At 67.5% G+C, this 18,921-nt stretch carries 17 protein-coding genes; 12 read left to right on the top strand and 5 right to left on the bottom strand.

The window, feature by feature from the left end; genetic code table 11:
* The first annotated feature begins 103 nt into the window (after positions 1-103).
* Entirely contained in the window at positions 104-889 is a 786-nt protein-coding gene (locus AZL_RS17145) for an NUDIX hydrolase (RefSeq protein WP_052293701.1), read from the top strand.
* Between the two features lie 254 nt (positions 890-1,143).
* Complete coding sequence (locus AZL_RS17150) at positions 1,144-2,850, top strand: pyruvate, phosphate dikinase (RefSeq protein WP_158305989.1); 1,707 nt, start codon at positions 1,144-1,146, stop codon at positions 2,848-2,850.
* Positions 2,851-2,863: 13 nt separating this feature from the next.
* On the opposite strand, the gene AZL_RS17155 is transcribed toward AZL_RS17150, so the two are convergent.
* Both AZL_RS17155 and AZL_RS17160 read right to left on the bottom strand, forming a co-directional pair.
* Positions 2,864-3,796, bottom strand: coding sequence for a histone deacetylase family protein (locus tag AZL_RS17155; protein WP_012975760.1), 933 nt, complete (start codon positions 3,794-3,796; stop codon positions 2,864-2,866).
* 85 nt (positions 3,797-3,881) lie between these two features.
* Entirely contained in the window at positions 3,882-4,337 is a 456-nt protein-coding gene (locus AZL_RS17160) for a CBS domain-containing protein (RefSeq protein ID WP_012975761.1), read from the bottom strand.
* A gap of 388 nt (positions 4,338-4,725) precedes the next feature.
* On the opposite strand from AZL_RS17160, the gene AZL_RS17165 reads away from it, so the two are divergent.
* Positions 4,726-4,941: a hypothetical protein gene (locus AZL_RS17165; protein ID WP_128083337.1), complete on the top strand. Its 216-nt coding sequence runs from the start codon at positions 4,726-4,728 to the stop codon at positions 4,939-4,941.
* A 97-nt stretch (positions 4,942-5,038) separates the two neighbouring features.
* Here AZL_RS17165 and AZL_RS17170 read toward each other — a convergent pair whose 3' ends face one another.
* Positions 5,039-5,482, bottom strand: a complete 444-nt coding sequence (locus tag AZL_RS17170; RefSeq protein ID WP_012975763.1) for a GNAT family N-acetyltransferase — start codon at positions 5,480-5,482, stop codon at positions 5,039-5,041.
* Between the two features lie 482 nt (positions 5,483-5,964).
* Here AZL_RS17170 and oxlT point away from each other — a divergent pair, with 482 nt between their 5' ends.
* From oxlT to AZL_RS17200, 6 genes are all read left to right on the top strand, one after another.
* Positions 5,965-7,269: an oxalate/formate MFS antiporter gene (oxlT, locus tag AZL_RS17175; RefSeq protein ID WP_012975764.1), complete on the top strand. Its 1,305-nt coding sequence runs from the start codon at positions 5,965-5,967 to the stop codon at positions 7,267-7,269.
* A 577-nt stretch (positions 7,270-7,846) separates the two neighbouring features.
* The gene (locus AZL_RS17180; RefSeq protein WP_012975765.1) at positions 7,847-8,875 is read left to right on the top strand and encodes a 2-dehydropantoate 2-reductase; all 1,029 of its coding nucleotides are present in this window, start codon (positions 7,847-7,849) and stop codon (positions 8,873-8,875) included.
* An 86-nt stretch (positions 8,876-8,961) separates the two neighbouring features.
* Positions 8,962-9,432: a CBS domain-containing protein gene (locus AZL_RS17185; protein ID WP_012975766.1), complete on the top strand. Its 471-nt coding sequence runs from the start codon at positions 8,962-8,964 to the stop codon at positions 9,430-9,432.
* A 148-nt stretch (positions 9,433-9,580) separates the two neighbouring features.
* Positions 9,581-10,750, top strand: coding sequence for a Re/Si-specific NAD(P)(+) transhydrogenase subunit alpha (locus AZL_RS17190; protein WP_012975767.1), 1,170 nt, complete (start codon positions 9,581-9,583; stop codon positions 10,748-10,750).
* Positions 10,751-10,763: 13 nt separating this feature from the next.
* Positions 10,764-11,183, top strand: a complete 420-nt coding sequence (locus tag AZL_RS17195; RefSeq protein ID WP_012975768.1) for an NAD(P) transhydrogenase subunit alpha — start codon at positions 10,764-10,766, stop codon at positions 11,181-11,183.
* 4 nt (positions 11,184-11,187) lie between these two features.
* Positions 11,188-12,582 (top strand): NAD(P)(+) transhydrogenase (Re/Si-specific) subunit beta, encoded by a 1,395-nt coding sequence (locus AZL_RS17200; protein ID WP_012975769.1) that lies wholly within the window; start codon positions 11,188-11,190, stop codon positions 12,580-12,582.
* A 77-nt stretch (positions 12,583-12,659) separates the two neighbouring features.
* Here AZL_RS17200 and uraD read toward each other — a convergent pair whose 3' ends face one another.
* Complete coding sequence (uraD, locus tag AZL_RS17205) at positions 12,660-13,172, bottom strand: 2-oxo-4-hydroxy-4-carboxy-5-ureidoimidazoline decarboxylase (protein WP_012975770.1); 513 nt, start codon at positions 13,170-13,172, stop codon at positions 12,660-12,662.
* Positions 13,173-13,180: 8 nt separating this feature from the next.
* Positions 13,181-14,098 carry an allantoinase PuuE gene (puuE, locus tag AZL_RS17210; RefSeq protein ID WP_012975771.1) on the bottom strand — a complete coding sequence of 306 codons (918 nt, stop codon included), beginning with the start codon at positions 14,096-14,098 and terminating at the stop codon, positions 13,181-13,183.
* Between the two features lie 220 nt (positions 14,099-14,318).
* On the opposite strand from puuE, the gene uraH reads away from it, so the two are divergent.
* The 3 genes from uraH (at position 14,319) to AZL_RS17225 (ending at position 18,828) form a co-directional block, all read left to right on the top strand.
* Positions 14,319-14,675, top strand: a complete 357-nt coding sequence (gene uraH / locus AZL_RS17215) for a hydroxyisourate hydrolase (protein ID WP_012975772.1) — start codon at positions 14,319-14,321, stop codon at positions 14,673-14,675.
* A 122-nt stretch (positions 14,676-14,797) separates the two neighbouring features.
* Positions 14,798-16,567 carry a glyoxylate carboligase gene (gene gcl, locus AZL_RS17220; protein ID WP_012975773.1) on the top strand — a complete coding sequence of 590 codons (1,770 nt, stop codon included), beginning with the start codon at positions 14,798-14,800 and terminating at the stop codon, positions 16,565-16,567.
* A 191-nt stretch (positions 16,568-16,758) separates the two neighbouring features.
* Positions 16,759-18,828: a methyl-accepting chemotaxis protein gene (locus AZL_RS17225; protein ID WP_148219462.1), complete on the top strand. Its 2,070-nt coding sequence runs from the start codon at positions 16,759-16,761 to the stop codon at positions 18,826-18,828.
* Positions 18,829-18,921: the final 93 nt, after the last annotated feature.

The following is an 18,921-nucleotide window of genomic DNA, read 5'->3' on the forward strand; positions in this document are numbered from 1 at the left end:
GAGCCGGACGGTCAAACGGCGCCCGGTCCTTATTCCGCATCGTGAGAGTGGTTCGTCCCGCCGCGCATGGACAGCGGGAGGCGCCGTCGGCGACACTGGGCCCATGCCCGAGACGCCCCCTCCAAGCCCCGTTCCGCCCCTGCCGGCCGCCACGCTGATCCTGCTGCGCGACGGGCCGCAGGGGTTGGAACTGCTGGTGATGGAGCGCCATGCCGGCTTGCGCTTCGCCCCCGGCGCCACGGTCTTCCCCGGTGGGCGGCTGGAGGCGGCGGATCATGGGTCTCCGTGGCGCGGCCTCTGGCCCGATGGGGAGGCCCCGGACGATCTCGCGCACCGGGTCGCCGCCTTGCGGGAATGCGTGGAGGAGTGCGGCCTGCTGCCGTCCCGCGATCGGCCGCCGCCATCGGCCCTGGCGGAGTGCCGCCGGGCGCTGGCGGCGGGGGAAGGGTTCGTCGCGGTGCTGACCCGGCTCGGAATCGAGCCCGCCCTCGATCGCTTGACGGTGCTGGCGCGCTGGGTGACGCCGGAGGGGCTGCCGCGCCGCTTCGATACCCTGTTCTTCCTGGCTCCCGCGCCGGCGGGGCAGCGGCCGCTCTGCGATGGCGGCGAGGCGGTCGAGGTGCTGTGGGCGACCCCGCGCCGCCTGCTGGCGGAGGAGCGGGCCGGACGGCGGCGGCTGGTCTTCGCGACGCGGATGACGCTGTTGCGGTTGGCGGAATGCGCCGACATGGCGGCGGCGCTGGCCTGCGCCCCATCCCTCGGCAGGGGATTGCCGCCGCCGATTCTGCCGCGTCTGGTGGAAACCGCGGCCGGACCGGTGTTCCGGATTCCAAGGGGCTGCGGCTTTTTGCCGCTGGAGACCGCTGCTGAAGATGTTAGGCTTGGGTAAGAATACGAAAGATTTACCGGGTTTCCGCGATGTGAAAATTGCTCTATGGTCCTATTGTGCGACACGGAATGCGCAATCAAGCTTCACGCTGACGATCTGGACCGGATGCCGGTCCGCCGTGCGGAGCGGGAGGGGCGCTATGGATGTCGGGTTCATCAGGGGGGGAAAGATGGCCGATGCGATCGAAGACCCGCGATGGGCCAACCACCCCGTGCAATCGAATCCCTATTGGCCGAACCTGTGTTGAGTCCGTCATGATCAGCGCCGCCATTGCCGAGACCGCCCCGCCGCGCCGTCCCGCCGCCGTCTTCTCCGCCCCCGTCCAGGCGGTCGGACCGGACATGATCGTTCCCTTCGGGGCCGGGCTGGTCCATGGCCGGGCCGATGTCGGGCGGCTGGGCAACAAGGGCGCGCGTCTGGTCGAGATGGCCGCCCTCGGCATCCCGGTGCCGCCGGGATTCGTCATCGCCGCCGATGCCGGGCGCGGGCTCGAGGCGGGGGAGGGGCTGCCGGCTGCTCTGCGGACGCGCATCGACGAGGCGGTTCGGGCGCTGGAGCGGCGGGCGGATGCGCGGTTCGGCGATTGTGACCGGCCGCTGCTGCTGTCGGTCCGTTCGGGGGCGGCGGTGTCGATGCCGGGCATGATGGACAGCATCCTCAATCTCGGCCTCAACGACCGGACCGTCGCGGGATTGGCGTCGTCCTCGGGCGACGCGCGCTTCGCCTATGACTGCTACCGCCGGCTGGTGCAGTGCTTCGGCAGCGTGGTGATGGGCGTGCCCGGCCACCGATTCGAGGCGTTGCTGGACGAGCATAAGCAGGAGTTGGGCATCCAGCGCGACGGCGAGCTGACGGCGGACGATTGGCGCGTCCTGCTGCCGAAGTTCCTGCGGCTGGTGGAGACGCGCTGTGGCCTTCCCTTTCCGCAGGACCCGGCGGAACAGCTGCGTTTGGCGGTGGCGGCGGTCTTCCGCTCCTGGATGAACCCGCGGGCCGTCGCTTTCCGTGCCCTGCACGATGTTCCGGAGGATTTGGGGACGGCGGTGACGGTTCAGGCGATGGTGTTCGGCAACCGCGGTCCGGAGTCCGGCACCGGCGTGCTGTTCACCCGCGATCCCTCCACCGGCTCTCCCGGCCTGTGCGGCGAGTTCCTGGCCGACGCCCAGGGCGAGGATGTGGTGTCCGGCACCTGCGACCCCGACCCGCTGAGCGCCGCCCAGCCCAATCCCGACCGATCGATGGAGCGGCGCCTGCCGGCGGTCTATGCCGAGCTGCGCGCGGTGTCCACCCGGTTGGAGCGTGCCTTCGCCGACATGCAGGACATCGAATTCACCGTCGAGGGTGGCCGTCTGTTCATCCTGCAATCGCGCAGCGGCAAGCGGTCCACCGAAGCGGCGGTCCGTATCGCCGTCGACATGGCGGAGGAGGGGCTGATCAGCCGTGACGAGGCGGTGCGCCGCGTCGATCCCCAGCTTTTGGAGGAGCTGCTGCGCCCGGTCCTGGCGCCGGAGGCCCTGTCCGCCGCCATCGCCGCCGGACTTCCCGCTTCGCCGGGCGCGGTGACCGGCCGTGCCGCCTTCACCACCGAGGACGCGGTCCGGCTGTCCGGCACCGGCGCGCCGGTGATCCTGTGCCGGCCGGAAACCTCGCCGGAGGATATTCACGGCATGCAGGCCGCCGCCGGCATCGTCACCGCGCGCGGCGGCTTCACCAGCCACGCCGCCACCGTCGCCCGTGGCCTGGGCCGCGCCTGCATCTGCGGCGCCCGCGACCTGCGCATCGACGCGGAGGCGGGAATGATGCGGATTGGCGACGTGACGGTCCGCACCGGCGATCTGCTGACCATCGACGGCGGCCTCGGCGTCCTGCTGTTGGGAGCGGCGCCCCTTCGACAGCAGGAGCCCGACGGTGCCACCGCGCGGCTGCTGGAATGGGCGGGCGTATGTCGGGTGGGCGGATAGACCCCCAACCCGATCAGGCCCGCATCAACGCCGTGAGATGCGCGGCGCAGCCCTCCGCCAGACCGGTCGCGTCATAGCCGCCCTCCAGCGCCGACACCACCCGGCCGCCGCACAGCCGGTCGGCAAGCTCGACCAGCTTGCGGGTGACCCATTCGAAATCCTCGGCGGTGAGGCCGAGCTGGGCCAGCGGATCGCGCTTGTGGGCGTCGAAGCCGGCGGAGATCAGCAGCAGTTCCGGCTGGAACGCCTCCAAAGCCGGCAGGATGACGCGCTCCACCGCCTGGCGGAACTCGACGGAGCCGCTGTAGGGCTCCAGCGGCAGGTTCAGGATGTTGCCGTCCACCCCGCGCTCCCAGGAATTGCCGGTGCCGGGATAGAGTGGCGACTGGTGGGTGGAGGCGAAGAACAGGTCGGGATCGTCGGCGAACATCGCCTGGGTGCCGTTGCCGTGATGCACGTCGAAATCGACCACGGCGACGCGGGTCAGCCCATGGACCTTGCGGGCATGTTCCGCCCCGACGGCGATGTTGTTGAAGACGCAGAAGCCCATGGCGCGGGCCGGTTCGGCATGATGACCGCAGGGGCGCACCGCGCAGAAGGCGTTGGCGGCCTCGCCGCCCAGCACCGCGTCCACCGCGGCGCAGACCGACCCGGCCGCCCGCAGGATCGCCCCGCGTGATCCCGGCGACAGCAGCGTATCGCCGCCGTCCAGCCGCTGATAGCCGTCGGTCGGCACCGCGGCGAGCACGGCCTCGACATAGCTGCGCTCATGCACGCGCGACAACTGCTCGACATCGGCCTCCGGGGCGGAGCGGCGCTCCAGCCCGCGGAACTCCGGCCGGTCGAGCACCTGCCATACCACGGCCAGACGTTCGGGTGCTTCCGGATGGCCGGGGCCGGTGTCGTGCGCGAAGCAGTCGTGATGGGTGAAGATCAGGGTGGTCACGGGCGGCCTCTCCCATGGCGAAGCCGCCGCGGCACGGGATGTGCCGGCGGCGGCGCGGTGGGGTGGGAAACGGTAAGGTGGGAGGTCAGTGGGCGTAGGCGGCGGTGGCCGGTGGTTCCGCCGTCGTGGCGACGGTGCCGTCAAGCTCCTGCAACTGCAACCGGGTGAAGTCGCGGGCGCTGACGACGCCGACCAGATGGCCGTCCTCCAGCACCGGAAGATGGCGGATATGGTGCTTGTCCATCAGATGCAGCGCCTCCCGGACGCTGTCGGAGGGCGCGCAGGTCACCGGCTGGCGGGTCATCAGTTGTGACACCGGCATGGCCAGCAGCGGGGCGCCGCGTTCCAGCAGGGCGTGGACGATGTCGCGCTCCGACAGGACGCCGGCCAGGGTGTTGCCTTCGGTGCGGCAGACATCCTTCACGATCAGGGCGCTGATGTTCTCCGCCTTCATCAGGCGGATGGCATCGGCGACCGTGGCGCTGGTCCGCACGGCGACGACGCGGGCTTCCTTGGTGCGCAGGATATGTTCGACCTTCATGGCGTGGCTCCTGATCGGCTGCGGCTGGCGGTAGAACCGTCGGTTGGGCGGCAAGGCGCCCGGCCGGGCGTCGTGCTGCGAATATGGTATGCCAAATACAGTACGCCAATCAAACAATTTCCGCGGCGACCCATTGAATCATGGAGCACCATCGATCCTTGTATTGTTGGATTCCTAATACAAAGGCACAAGAGCCGGAATGTCGGAGATGCTGTATGTTTTGGACGCATACAAAATCACGGAGGCATGCGGCATGCGCATGACCGGCATCGTGTACCTTGTATACCAAAAAACTTGCAGCTTTTGCTGCGGCGCGGCATAACAGGATTGTCACGCCGAAGCCGACCAAACAAAAAAAGCACCCCACCGAGACACTGGAGCGATGAACATGTTGGAAATTCTGGTTCTGGCGCTTGTGCTGTCCGTCTTCGGCGGCACGGTCCATTACATCCTGGCGATGCAGGTCGCCAATGCCGGCAAGTCGCAGCGCGATTTCTCCTCCGCGCCCCTTCGCCTCGCCAACCCGACCGACGCCGACCTGAAGGAACAGGAAGACGAACTGCCGCCGGGTCCCGCCTGGGCGAGCTTCCCACGCGCCTTCTGATCCGCGCGCCCATACGTCAGCGTTTCAGAGAAAGACGGCCTGTTCAGGCCGTCTTTTCGTTTCGGCTCCCGGCTTCGCCCGGTGGTGAGCGACAGAATCAGGTGAGCGGCAGGACCAGCTGGAAGCTTTTGATGGTCATCCGCTTGCGGTGATAGAAGCGGTGGGCCTCGCCGCGCTGGATGCCGGAGATGATCTCCATCTGGGCGCAGCCGCGTTCGCGCGCCTCGCCCGCCAGCCAGTCGAACAGCTTGTCGCCCAACCCGTAGGAGCGCTTGGCCGAGCTGGTGACCAGATCCTCCACATACATGTAACGGCCGCGCGACAGCGTCTCGTGGACGCGGAAGCCGCCGCAGCCGGCGATCTCGCCATCGATCCGCAGAAGGGCGAGGTTGTAGCCGTCGTCCATCTGGCGGCGGATCTGCGCGCGATAGGCCTCGGGATCGGTCATGTGGGTCCGCAACTCCTTCATGACCGGGTAGCTGGCGGCGATGTCGGCATCGTCACGCGCCACGGCGATCTCGATGTTCTGCTGCTGCTCCATGGCGGTCGACTCCTTATCTATATGGATCCTGCCCGGACGGGCATGGGCGGCGGTGTGCCGCCGCAACTGGCATACCATATGCCAACGCCTTCCCTTCGCCAAAGCTGGCTTATCCCGCTTTCCGCGTACCGGAAAATCACCGGGTCCATGTGGCGTGCCGCGTCGTGAGGAATGCAGCCTAGGGAAACAGTTCGCTCATCCCACTAATCGCTTGCCAGGAGCTCGGCATCTGGTATACCATATTGATAATTCCAGACCGGCCAGGACCGCACCGGTCTGGCAGGGGGCGTGAACCCGTCCCCGAATGGTGGAGCGCCCCGAGGCCGCATCCTCGCCGCGCCGCCACCCCCAGCGAACAAGCGCATCGACCTTTTCAAGCATTCCAGAAGACGAACCAAGAGAACGTCCAGAAATCGCCCAGGCATCAAAACAGAAGCAACGCCCAAATCGGCAGAGAACCGCTTCCTAGGAGGAGATAGAAGATGCAGCATACGAATTCGGAGGCGCAGGGAGCACCGCTCGGCGGCCGCTGGATGCAGTTGGTCATCGGCGTGATCTGCATGTCGATGATCGCCAACCTGCAATATGGCTGGACGCTGTTCGTCAACCCCATCGATGAGAAGTATCATTGGGGTCGTGCCGCCATTCAGATCGCCTTCACCATTTTCGTCGTGACCGAAACCTGGCTGGTGCCGGTCGAAGGCTGGTTCGTCGACAAGTTCGGTCCCCGCATCGTCGTTCTGATCGGCGGCGTGCTGTGCGCGCTGGCCTGGGTCATCAACTCGTTCGCCGACTCGCTGGCGCTGCTCTATCTGGGTGCCGCCATCGGCGGTATCGGCGCCGGCGGCGTGTACGGCACCTGCGTCGGCAACGCGCTGAAATGGTTCCCCGACCGTCGTGGTCTGGCCGCCGGCCTGACCGCCGCCGGCTTCGGCGCCGGTTCCGCCCTGACGGTGGTGCCGATCGCCAACATGATCCAGGCGTCGGGCTTCGAGCAGACCTTCCTGGTCTTCGGTCTCGGCCAGGGCCTGGTCGTCTTCGCGCTGGCCTGGTTCCTGAAGGAAGCCGACCCGGCCCTGCTGCCGAAGAACAAGGCCAACATCTCCCAGAGCCGCCGCAACTACACCCCGCAGGAGACGCTGAAGTCGCCGGTCTTCTGGGTGATGTATCTGATGTTCGTCATGGTCGCCGCCGGCGGTCTGATGGCCACCGCCCAGCTCGGCCCGATCGCCAAGGACTTCCACCTCGAAGGCTCGCCCGTCAGCATCATGGGCCTGACCCTGCCGGCGCTGACCTTCGCGCTTACCATCGACCGCGTGCTGAATGGCGTGACCCGTCCCTTCTTCGGCTGGGTGTCTGATCATATCGGCCGCGAGAACACGATGTTCGTCGCCTTCGCCATCGAGGCGGTCGGCATCCTGGCGCTGAACCAGTGGGGCCATAATCCCGTCGCCTTCGTCATCCTGACCGGCTTGGTGTTCTTTGCCTGGGGTGAAATCTACAGCCTGTTCCCGTCCTGCTGCGCCGACAGTTTCGGGTCGAAGTTCGCCACCACCAACGCCGGCTTGCTCTACACCGCCAAGGGCACCGCGTCCTTGGTCGTTCCCTTCGCCAATGTGATCGTGAGCTCCACCGGCAGCTGGCAGGCGGTGTTCTTCTTCGCCGCCGCCGTCAACGCCATCGCCGCCTTCATGGCCCTGTTCGTCCTGAAGCCGATGCGCGCCCGTCAGATCGCCGAGGACACCCGCCAGCCGATCGGCAAGCTGGTGACCGAAGGCGCCGACTGAAGGGAAGGGGCTCTGGAGAACCGGGGATTTCCCGCCGACCGGGGGGCCGGCGGGGAACTCGGATGAGGGTGCCAAACAGCGGCGGTTTTCCTATCGCCGAATGACGCCACAAACCGGCATCGGGACCACCGCATTGGTCCCGGTGTCGGTTTGTCGCGTTTTGGGGAGCGTGATCGTGATTGGCGCCATGGCCTGTCCCGCTCGTCCAATTCGTCCCGGCAGAGAACGCGTCGGAGACTGATATTCTGTATACAGAATACGGCTGAGGCCGTCAACAGGGATCGAAAGGGGTGGGTCGATCATGGTGGACATCCGCTGTCCGGATGGCGGCCATTCTTGCGATGGGGCTTGAGCGATTAAGGCCGAAGCCGGCTCCGCAATCTCTTCGGTGCCCCCACATTCCGCATTGACATACGGTATGTGGTATACCAAACTCCAGACACAGTTTGCGCAACAGACTGTTGGATGCCGCTGCAAAGCAACCGGTCAGCCGATGGATGCGGCCGGTGTGGGCAGGCTGGCGTCGTCCAGCCCCACAGCATTCAAAAAGTGAAATCGGGGGAGAGGGGAATCCGGCATGAAGATCTGCATTTACGGATCCGGGGCCATCGGCGGCTATCTCGGCGTGCGCCTGCACCAGGCGGGCGCCGAGGTCAGCTTGGTGGCGCGTGGTGCGCATCTGGCGGCGATGCGCGAGAACGGCGTCACCTTGCTGATGGGGGAGGAGAAGACCGTCGTCCACCCCCGCTGCACCGACAACCCGGCCGAGCTCGGTCCGCAAGACTATGTCATCATCGCGCTGAAGGCCCACTCCGTCCCCGGTGTCGTGCCCGCGATGCAACCGCTGCTGGGGGACGACACCGCCGTCGTCACCGCCGTCAACGGCATCCCCTATTGGTATTTCCACGGCACCGGCGGTGCCTTCGACGGCCGTACGCTGGAGACGGTCGACCCCGGTGCTGTGCAATGGAACGGGCTGGGGCCGCAGCGCGCCATCGGCTGTGTCGTCTATCCGGCGACCGAGGTGGTGGAGCCCGGCGTCATCCAGCATGTCTATGGCGACAAATTCTCGCTCGGCGAACCGGACGGCTCCAAGTCGGACCGCGTCGTCGCCCTGTCCAAGGCGATGGAGGCCGGCGGCCTGCGCGCTCCGGTGCTCGACCGCATCCGCGACGAGATCTGGCTGAAGCTGTGGGGCAACCTGTGCTTCAACCCGATCAGCGCGCTGACCCATGGCACGCTGGAGGTGATCTGTGGCGATGCCGAAACCCGCGCCGTCGCCAAGGCGATGATGCTGGAGGCCAAGGAGATCGGTGACCGGCTGGGTGTCCATTTCCGCGTCGATGTCGAACGCCGCATCAACGGCGCCGCCGCCGTTGGGGCGCACAAGACCTCGATGCTCCAGGATCTGGAGCGCGGCCGGCCGATGGAGATCGATCCGCTGCTGTCGGTGGTGCAGGAGATGGGCCGCATGGTCGGCGCGCCGACGCCGACCATCGACGTGGTGCTGGCGCTGGTCAAGCAGCGGGGCGAGATCGCCGGCTGCTACAGCCGGCCGCAGCCGGCGATTCCCGCCCGCGCTCCGGAAGCGGTGGCGGCCCAGTAAAAAGGTGATCGTACAATGTCACTGAGGCGGCCGGCACCGTTCCATAAAGGTCCGGTCCGGCCGCATCGAACGGGGGGAGGAGCGTCATGAAGGTCGAAGACATTCTCCGTAAGAAGGGCACGCGCATCGGCATGGTGCGCATCAATGAAACGGTGACCACCGCGCTGCGCCTGATGAAGGCGGAGAACACCGGAGCCCTGGTGGTCAAGGACGTCTGCCGGACCGAGGGAAACACGGTGGTCGGCGTGATTTCCGAACGCGACGTGGTCCGCGCGCTGGTCGACCGCGGGCCTGGCATCCTGGATCAGCCGGTATCGGCGTTGATGACGCGCGATCCCTATTGCTGCAACCCATCCGACACGGTGCGCCATGTGCTGAGCCTGATGGACCAGCATGGCATCCGCCATGTCCCGGTGCTGGAGGGATCGACCCTGGTCGGCGTCGTCAGCGTCCGCGACCTGATCCGCCGCCAGTTGGACGAGTTGCAGGCCGACGGTGCGCCGGCGGTGGCGCCCGCCGCCGAGAACTGGGACTTCCCGGTCGTCGCCAACCAGTGAGTATCGCCGGTGGGGCCGGTGCAGCTTCGCCGCCGGCCCGCCCGCCTTTGCCGTTTCGCCGCCTGCCCATCGGACTGACGGGCGGCCCCGATCCGGACGCGGGCTGACTTCCGCCTGCCGCCATGGCCGGCCTTCGAAAGCAAACGACATGAAGATCGCTATCCCCAGGGAGCGCCGCCCGGGCGAGCGCCGCGTCGCCGCGTCTCCCGAAACCATCAAGAAATTTAAAACTCTCGGATTGGACGTGGTTGTGGAGAGCGGGGCCGGTCTCGGCTCCAGCCTTCCCGACGCGGCCTATGAGGCGGCGGGGGCCGTCATCGCCGCCGACGCCGCGGCGGCACTCGCCGATGCCGACATCGTGCTGAAGGTGCAGCGGCCATTGACTGCCGCGGAAGGCGGCGCGGACGAGCTGGCGCTGATCCGCAAGGGCGCCTTGCTGTTCGCCATCCTCAACCCCTACAACAGCCGCGACCATGTGAAGGCCTATGCCGACGCCGGCGTGAACGCCTTCGCCATGGAGTTCATGCCGCGCATCACCCGCGCCCAGGTCATGGACGTGCTGTCCTCCCAGGCCAATCTCGCTGGCTACAAGGCCGTGGTCGATGCGGCCAGCGAGTATGGCCGCGCCTTCCCGATGATGATGACCGCCGCCGGCACCGTGCCGCCGGCGCGCGCCTTCATCATGGGTGTCGGCGTCGCCGGTCTCCAGGCGATCGCCACCGCCAAGCGCCTCGGCGCCATCGTCTCGGCCACCGACGTGCGCCCGGCGGTGAAGGAACAGGTGCAGTCGCTGGGCGGCAGCTTCGTCGCCGTCGAGAATGACGAGTTCAAGCAGGCGGAAACCGCCGGCGGCTACGCCAAGGAGATGTCCGACGACTACAAGCGCCAGCAGGCGGCGCTGGTGGCCGAGCATATCCGGAAGCAGGACATCGTCATCACCACGGCGCTGATCCCCGGCCGCAAGGCGCCGATCCTGGTGACGGCGGAGCATGTGGCGTCGATGAAGCCGGGCTCGGTCATCGTCGATCTGGCTGTGGAGCAGGGCGGCAACGTCGAGGGCGCCAAGCTGGACGAGGTGGTGACCACGGCCAACGGCGTGAAGATCGTCGGCCACGCCAACTACGCCAGCCGCATCGCCGAGAGCGCCTCGCTGCTCTACGCCAAGAACCTGCTGGCGCTGCTGACGTCGCTGCACGGCAAGGAAACGGGCATCGCCGTGAACTGGGACGACGAGATCGTCAAGGCCATCGCGCTGACCCGCGACGGCGCCGTCGTCCATCCCGCCTTCGCGGACGCCCGCGAAGCGCAACCCGCGTGAGGAGGCGGATCCCATGGAACACCCGGATCCCGCAAGCAACATCGCCGCATTCCGCCAGACCCTGGCCGCCCTGACCAATCAGGCCGACGCGCTGGCCGTGCAGGTGGCACAGCTGTCGCCGGTCCCGGTTGCTGAAGCGGCCAGCCATGGCAGCTTCTTCGTCACCGGCCTGACGGTGCTCGTGCTCGCCTGCTTCGTGGGCTATTACGTCGTCTGGCGCGTCACCCCGGCCCTGCATTCGCCGCTGATGGCCGTCACCAACGCGGTGTCGTCGGTGATCATCGTCGGCGCCCTGGTCGCCGCCGGCCCGGCCGGGTTCGGCTTCTCCAAGCTCCTGGGCTTCCTCGCCGTCATCCTGGCCTCCGTCAACATCTTCGGCGGCTTCCTGGTGACCCAGCGCATGCTCTCCATGTTCAAGAAGAAGGGCAAGTAAGACCATGGAAACCGTGTCGGCCCTTCTCTATCTCGTCGCCTCCATCTGCTTCATCATGGCGCTGCGCGGGCTCAGCAGCCCGGAGACCTCGCGCCAGGGCAACATCTACGGCATGGTCGGCATGACCATCGCCATCCTGACCACGCTGGCCTCTCCCATCGTCCAGTCCTATTGGATGATCGTGCTCGGCATCGCCATCGGCGGCGCCATCGGCTATGTCGTCGCCAAGAAGATCGAGATGACGGCGCTGCCCCAGCTGGTCGCCGCCTTCCACTCGCTGGTCGGTCTGGCCGCCGTCTTCGTGGCGCTCGCCGCCTTCTACTCGCCGGAGGCCTACGGCATCGGCCTGCCCGGCGCCATCGCCAAGGGCTCGCTGGTCGAGATGGCGCTGGGCACGGCGGTCGGCGCCATCACCTTCACCGGCTCCATCGTCGCCTTCGCCAAGCTCCAGGGCCTGGTCACCGGCAAGCCGCTGGTCTTCCCGATGCAGCATCCGCTCAACGCGGCGCTCGGCGTGCTGACCATCCTCCTGATCATCTGGCTGGTGCAGTCCAACTCGACCGCCGCCATGTGGCTGATCGTCCTGGTGGCGCTGGCGCTCGGCTTCCTGCTGATCCTGCCGATCGGCGGCGCCGACATGCCGGTCGTCATCTCGATGCTGAACAGCTATTCGGGCTGGGCGGCCTGCGGCATCGGCTTCACGTTGCAGAACAATCTGCTGATCATCACCGGCGCGCTGGTCGGGTCCTCGGGTGCGATCCTGTCCTACATCATGTGCAAGGGCATGAACCGCTCGATCTTCAACGTCATCCTCGGCGGCTTCGGTGGCGAGGCCGCCGCCGCCGGCGGTCCGGCCAAGGGGCCGCAGGGCTCGGTCAAGGCCGGCTCGGCCGAGGATGCCGCCTACATCATGAAGAACGCCCAGTCGGTGATCATCGTCCCCGGTTACGGCATGGCGGTGGCCCAGGCCCAGCACGCCCTGCGCGAGATGGCCGATGTGCTCAAGCATGAGGGTGTGGACGTGAAATACGCCATCCATCCGGTGGCGGGCCGCATGCCCGGTCACATGAACGTGCTGCTGGCCGAAGCCAACGTGCCTTACGACGAGGTGTTCGAACTGGAGGACATCAACCGCGACTTCGGCACGGCGGATGTGGCCTTCGTCATCGGCGCCAACGACGTGACCAACCCGGCGGCCAAGACCGATCCGGCCAGCCCGATCTATGGCATGCCGATCCTCGACGTGGAGAAGGCCAAGACGGTGTTCTTCATCAAGCGCGGCATGGCCGCCGGCTATGCCGGCGTCGAGAACGAGCTGTTCTTCCGTCCCAACACCATGATGCTCTTCGGCGACGCCAAGAAGGTCACCGAAGAGGTCGTCAAGGCGATGGAAGCGTAACGGATAGTTTCGCAGGAAAGGCGCGCCGTTCCGGTTGGGGCGGCGCGCTTTGTTTTTGGGGGCATCGTCAGCCTACGCTATCCCACCACCAGATCGTCCAGCCGGAAGCCGGCGATCTTGTAGATCTCCTCCAGCGCCCGGCCGAACTCCACCTCCGGTTCGTTCGCCACGCGCGCGCGCATCGCCGCCAGGATCTCCCGCTTGCCGCTGAAGCGCACCGCCATGATGAAGGGGAAGCCGAAGCGCGCGCGATAGGCGCGGTTCAGGTCGCGCTGCTCCCGCGCTTCCGCATCCGTCAGCTCGTTCAACCCGGCCTTGGCCTGTTCGGTCTGCGAAAAGTCGGTCAGGTTGGCGGCGCGGGTGGCGCGGTCGGCCAGATCGGGATGGGCGAGGATCAGGGCGCGCTGCCGCTCCGTCCCGGCATTGCGCACGATGTCGGTCATCGCCGCGCGCAGGGCGGCGGCATCGGCGAAGGGGCGCTTGTCCCAGGCGGCCTCCGCGACCCAGGGGCTGTCCTCGAACACCGCGCCCAGCGCCGCGACGAAGGCGGCGCGGTCCATCCGGTTCACATCGTCCAAACTGTGGGGCATCCGCGCTCTCACTTCGCGACGTAGGGATGTTCGGCGATCCAGTGGCGGGCGATGTCGAGCCGGGTCGCCACCCACACCTTGTCATGGGACCGTACATAATCGAGGAAGCGCGCCAGCGACGCGGCGCGGCCGGGGCGGCCGACCAGACGGCAATGCAGCCCGACCGACAGCATCTTCGGCGCCGTCCCCCCCTCGGCATGGAGCGTGTCGAAACTGTCCTTGAGATAGGCGAAGAACTGGTCGCCGCTGTTGAAGCCCTGGTTGGTGGCGAAGCGCATGTCGTTGGCGTCCAGCGTGTAGGGCACGATCAACTGGGGCCGGCCGTGGCTGTCGTCCCAATAGGGCAGGTCGTCGGCGTAGGAATCGGCATTGTAGACGAAGCCGCCCTCCTCGGCGACCAGCCGCCAGGTGTTGGGGCTGCACCGCCCGAGATACCAGCCGAGCGGGCGTTCACCGGTGACGCGGGTGTGGAGCTCGATGGCGCGCAGCATGTGCTCGCGCTCGACCTCGGCGGGGAGATGCTGATAGTCGATCCAGCGCCAGCCATGGGTGGCGATCTCCCAGCCGGCGTCCTTCATGGCGGCGACCACCTCGGGATTGCGCTCCAGCGCCATGGCGACGCCATAGACCGTGACCGGCAGGCCGCGCTCGGCGAACATCCGGTGCAGACGCCAGAATCCGGCGCGGGAGCCGTATTCGTAGATCGACTCCATGTTCATGTGGCGGGCGCCGGGGATCGGCTGGGCGCCGACGATCTCCGACAGGAAGGCCTCCGACGCGGCATCGCCATGGAGGACGCAATTCTCGCCGCCCTCCTCGTAATTGATGACGAACTGCACGGCGATCCGGGCGCCGCCCGGCCAGTTGGCCTGCGGCGGGGTGGCGCCATAGCCGATCATGTCGCGGGGATAAGCCGTGTCGGTCATCGTCGTCTCGCTCTTAACGCTGCGGTCGAAGCGGGACCTACGCTAAGCCATTGGTGGCGGGGGGTTCAATCGGTTGAATGGGGGTGGGGGTGAAGACAGTTTCCGGATTTTCGCGGGTGGGCGGGGGAGGGCGGTTGGGCATAAGCTGGCGGTTGCGAAATGGCGTCGGCTTCGAATGCCCCCCCAACTCCGCCCCAAACCCGAGGGAGACCGCTCAGCCATGGGCCGCCTGACCACCCACGTCCTCGACATCGCCGCCGGGCGTCCGGCGGCCGGCATGCGCATCCGATTGACCGCTCTTGATAACGGTGCCGGCACCGTCCTCGGCGAGTTCACCACCAACGCCGACGGCCGCCTCGACGCCCCGGCGCTCCAGGGCGACGACTTCAGGCCCGGCCGCTACGAGCTGCTGTTCCTGGCCGGCGACTATTTCCGCCGCATCGGCGTCATTTCCGGCGATGGCCCAGACTTCATCGATGAGGTTCCCCTGCGCTTCGGCATCAGGGACGCGTCCCAGCATTACCATGTGCCGCTGCTGGTTTCGCCCTGGGCCTATTCCACCTATCGCGGCAGCTGAGCCCTTCCCCTTTCGGCGCCGCTTTCCAGCCTGTGGAAAAGGCAACCCGTTGATTTGCCGAAGCCGTCCTCCAGGCGCTTAGCTGTCCTCACGAACAATCGCGTTTGGTGAGGAGTCGAGCGATGGCGAGAATGACGGCGGCGGAAGCGGCGGTGCGGGTGCTGGAGCGGGAGGGCATCGACGTCTGCTTCGGCGTCCCCGGCGCCGCGATCAACCCCTTCTATGCGGCGATGCAGCGGCGCGGCACGATGCGCCATGTCCTGGCCCGCCATGTCGAGGGCGCCTCGCACATGGCCGAGGGCTACACGCGGGCCGAGGCCGGCAACATCGGCGTGTGCATCGGCACCTCCGGCCCGGCCGGCACCGATATGATCACCGGCCTCTATTCGGCGATCGCGGATTCGATCCCGATCCTGTGCATCACCGGGCAGGCGCCGCGCGCCCGCCTGCACAAGGAGGATTTCCAGGCCATCAACGTGCCGGACATCGCCAAGCCGGTGACCAAATGGGCGCTGACCGTGCTGGAGCCGGCGCAGGTGCCCTATGTCTTCCAGCAGGCCTTCCACCTGATGCGCAGCGGCCGTCCCGGCCCGGTGCTGATCGACCTGCCGATCGACGTCCAGATGGCGGAGATCGAGTTCGACGACGAGACCTATGAGCCGCTGCCGGTCTACAAGCCGGCCGCCACCCGCGCCCAGGTCGAGAAGGCGCTGGCGATGTTCGCGGCGGCGGAACGTCCGCTGGTGGTCGCCGGCGGCGGCATCATCAACGCCGACGCCTCCGACAAGCTGGTGGAGTTCGCCGAACTGCTCGGCGTTCCGGTCATCCCGACGCTGATGGGCTGGGGCACCATCCCCGACGACCATCCGCTGATGGCCGGCATGGTCGGCTTGCAGACCGCCCATCGCTACGGCAACGCGACGATGCTGAAGTCCGACTTCGTGCTGGGCATCGGCAACCGCTGGGCCAACCGCCACACCGGCTCGGTCGAGGTCTACACCAAGGGCCGCAAATTCGTGCATGTCGACATCGAACCGACCCAGATCGGCCGCGTCTTCATGCCCGACCTCGGCATCGTGTCGGATGCCGGGGCGGCGCTCGACCTGTTCATCGAGGTCGCCAGGGAGTGGAAGGCGGAAGGCCGCTTCAAGGATCTCGGCGGCTGGGTCAAGGATTGCCAGGGCCGCAAGCGGTCGATGCACCGCCGCAGCGACTTCGATCAGGTGCCGATGAAGCCGCAGCGCGTCTATCAGGAGATGAACAGCGCCTTCGGCCAGGACACAACCTATGTCACCACCATCGGCCTGTCGCAGATCGCCGGCGCCCAGTTCCTGCACGTCTACAAGCCGCGCCACTGGATCAATTGCGGTCAGGCCGGTCCGCTGGGCTGGACCCTGCCGGCGGCACTCGGCGTCCGGGTGGCCGATCCGAAGCGGCGCATCGTCGCGCTGTCCGGCGATTACGACTTCCAGTTCATGATCGAGGAGCTGGCGGTCGGCGCCCAGCACAAGCTGCCCTACATCCATGTGCTGGTGAACAACGCCTATCTCGGCCTGATCCGCCAGGCGCAGCGCGCCTTCCAGATGGATTTCCAGGTGCAGCTGTCCTTCGAGAACATCAACGCGCCGGAGATCGGCGTCTATGGCGTCGACCATGTCGCGGTGGCCGAGGGGCTGGGCTGCAAGGCGATCCGCGTCACCGAGCCCGACCGCATCCAGGAGGCCTTCACCCAGGCCCAGGCCTGGATGGACCAGTATCAGGTGCCGGTCGTCGTCGAGCTGGTGCTGGAGCGGGTGACCAACATTTCCATGGGCACCGACATCGACAACGTCACCGAGTTCGAGGAGACGCTGGACCTGCCGGTGGAGGAGAGCGAGACCGTTCTGGTCTGATCATCCGCTTTTGGCCGACCAAAGCCGTCGGGACGCCCGCGCGTTCCGGCGGCTTTTCTTTTGCGACGCGGGGCTGGGAACGCCGCCCGCCTCCGGAGAAAGATCAAACCGTTGATATCCGTCATGAAAACGCAACGGTAGTATAACATCACCCTTTTATCATGAGCGCCTTGGCTTGCGGAGGGCGCGTCATGAGGTTCAAGGATTTGTCGATAGGGGCCAAGCTGCTGGCGGTCGCCGGTCCGATCGCGCTTGCCGCCTTGGCCGGGGTATCGTGGATCGGCTCCAGCGCCATGGTGACGGAGGCGGAGGAAAGCGCCACGGGTCGGATGACGGCGCTGGCCGAAGGCATCGCGCAGCGCGCGGGCGCGCGGATCGGCGCGCCGGTCGCCGCCGCCCAGGGCGCCGCGTCGGCCGTCCAGGGGCTGCTGGACACCGGCCATACCGACCGCGACCTGCTCGGGGATCTGGCGAAAGGGGCGCTCCGCGCCCGCAAGGATGTGGTCGGCATGGCGCTGGCCTTCGAGCCGAACGGGCTGGAGGGGCGCGACGCCGCGTTCAAGGACCATCCCTATTCCGGAGAAGGCGGCCGCATGCTGCCCTATTTCTTCCACGGCCCGGCGGGCGTGGAGGTCGAGAAGCTCGTCATGACCAAGGAGGCGGGCACCGAGGAATGGTACGACAAGCCGATCCGTGAGAACCGCAGCCTGATGACGCCGCCCTATACCTATCCGGTGAACGGCAAGGATGTGCTGATGACGACGGCCAGCGTCGTCCTGCGCCGCAGCGGCAAGCCGATCGGCATCTACACCGTCGACCAGTCGCTCGCCGCGCTCGGCGAGGAGGCCGCCGGCCTGCGGCCGTTCGGCGTCGGCCGGGTTTCGCTCATCGGCGACGGGCTTTGGGTGGTCAACCCCGATGCGGCCAAGCTTGGCAAGCCGGTGGAGGATCGTCGCCTGCTGGATGCCATCGGGCGGATCGGGGCGGAGGGAACCCTGTCGTTCCGCTCCACCGGGGCGGATGGCCGCGACCTGCTGCTGAGCGCCGCGCCGGTTCGGTTCCCCGGCATGAAGGAGAGCTGGACCGTCGTGATCGAAGTGCCGCGGGACGCGGTGATGGCCGCGGCCGATCGGGTGCGGCTGGTCATGTTCGTCGCGTCCGGTGCCGGGCTTTTGCTGTTGTGCGGCGGGCTTTGGATGGCCGCCCGTTCCGTCGCCCGCCCGGTCGGCCGGCTGACCGGCACCATGACCCGGCTGGCCGAGGGTGACCTGACGCCGACCGTCGAAGGCGCCGAGCGCGGCGACGAGGTCGGGGCGATGGCCCGCGCCGTGGAGATCCTCAAGAGGAATTCGCTGGAGGCCCGGCGGCTGGAAGCCGAGCAAAAGCGCCTGGAGGAGGAGGCCGAACGGCGCCGCCGCGAGGGCGTCCTGGAGGTCGCCGGCGAATTCGAGCGGACCGTGCGCGGCGTGGTGGCGGCGCTGGCGGAGGCGTCCATGCGGCTGCGCTCCGAATCCGGGACCCTGCATGGTCTCGCCACCGATGGTCAGAGCCGCACCGCCGCGGCGTCCGACGCCACCTCCCGATCCAGCGCCAATGTCCAGGCCGTAGCCTCCGCCGCCGAAGAGCTGGCGGCGTCGGTGGCGGAGATCGCCCGGCTGGTCGGCCGCTCGATCGCCATCGCCCGCGAGGCCGAAAAGGAGATCGCCGCCACCGGCGCGACCGTCGAGCGGCTGGCCGACAGCTCCCGCCGGATCGGGGAGGTGACCGGACTGATCCAGAGCATCGCCGGCCAGACCAATCTGCTGGCGCTGAACGCCACCATCGAGGCGGCGCGCGCCGGGGAAGCGGGCAAGGGCTTCGCCGTCGTCGCCAGCGAGGTCAAGGCGCTCGCCACCCAGACCGCCAAGGCGACCGAGGAGATCGCCTCCCAGATCGCCGTGATCCAGCAGGTCTCCGCCGAGACGGTGGAGGCGACGGCCCGGATCTCCCGGACGATTTCCGAGATGAGCGGCTTCGGTGCCACCATCGCCGCCGCCGTCGAGGAACAGGAGGCCGCGACCCGGGAGATCGCGCAGAATGTCCAGCAGGTGGCCGTCGGATCGGACGAGGTGGCCCGCAATGTCGCCAGCCTGTCGGAAACCGCCAAGGTGATCGGCGAGGCGTCCGGCGTGACCAAGGGAGCGGCCGGCGACGTCGCCGCCCGGACGGAGGAGTTGGAGCAGGCCACGGGTGATTTGATGCGGAAGATGGCGGCCGCCTGATCGCCATCGCGGTCCCCTGCGCCTGACGAATTTGTTGCGATGCGCAATTCCCCCCCTTGTGGGGGGCGTGCTAGCGTCTCCGCCGCACCAGAA

It is taken from the genome of Azospirillum sp. B510 (genome assembly GCF_000010725.1).
Taxonomy (GTDB): Bacteria; Pseudomonadota; Alphaproteobacteria; order Azospirillales; family Azospirillaceae; genus Azospirillum; species Azospirillum lipoferum_B.